At 63.5% G+C, this 828-nt stretch carries 1 protein-coding gene; it reads left to right on the forward strand.

Going from position 1 to position 828, the window contains the following annotated elements; genetic code table 11:
- The coding region (locus ACHAA3_RS16815) for an IS3 family transposase (RefSeq protein ID WP_435710247.1) at nt 1-796 on the forward strand (796 nt) is incomplete at its 5' end.
- Nucleotides 797-828: the final 32 nt, after the last annotated feature.

An 828-nucleotide genomic window follows, 5' to 3' on the forward strand; every position in this document is an offset into this window, starting at 1 on the left:
CCAACCGTTCTATCGGTGGCTAGCCGAACCAGTCACCGCGGCTGAGTGGGACGAGGCCCGGTTGACCGACGCGATCTTCGACGCCCACCGAGACGACCCGGAGTTCGGCTATCGCTTCGTGGCCGATGAAGTCCGGGCGGCCGGGTTCGACGTCTCAGAACGCACGGTGTGGAAGATCTGTTCAGCCAACGGCTGGTGGTCGGTGTTCGGCAAGAAGCGAGGCCGGGGCAGCAAGAAGCCCGGACCGCCGGTCCATGACGACCGGGTCCAACGCGACTTCAACGCCAGCGAACCCAACGAGCTGTGGCTCACCGACATCACCGAACACTGGACCGGCGAGGGCAAGCTGTATCTCTGCGCGATCAAGGACGTGTTCTCCAACCGGATCGTGGGCTACTCGATCGACTCACGGATGAAGTCATCCCTGGCTGTCAGAGCCCTGGAGAACGCCGCCGCTCGCCGCGGCGACATCCCCGGCACGATCTGTCATTCGGATCGAGGATCGCAATTTCGAAGCCGCAAGTTCGTCCACGCCCTCAACCGTCACCACATGGTCGGATCGATGGGCCGAGTCGGCGCAGCCGGCGACAACGCGGCCATGGAGAGCTTCTTCAGCCTCCTACAACGCAACGTCCTGGACCGACGCCACTGGACCACCCGAGACGAACTCCGGATCGCGATCGTGACCTGGATCGAACGGACCTACCACCGCAGACGACGACAAGCAGCCCTCGGCCGATTGACCCCCATCGAGTTCGAGACCATCATGGCCCAACCGGCAGCACTCGCTGCCTAAACCGATCTGACACCAGATCGTTCAGCAGCCCC

This window comes from Aeromicrobium sp. CF3.5 (genome assembly GCF_051262695.1).
Classification (GTDB): Bacteria; Actinomycetota; Actinomycetes; order Propionibacteriales; family Nocardioidaceae; genus Aeromicrobium.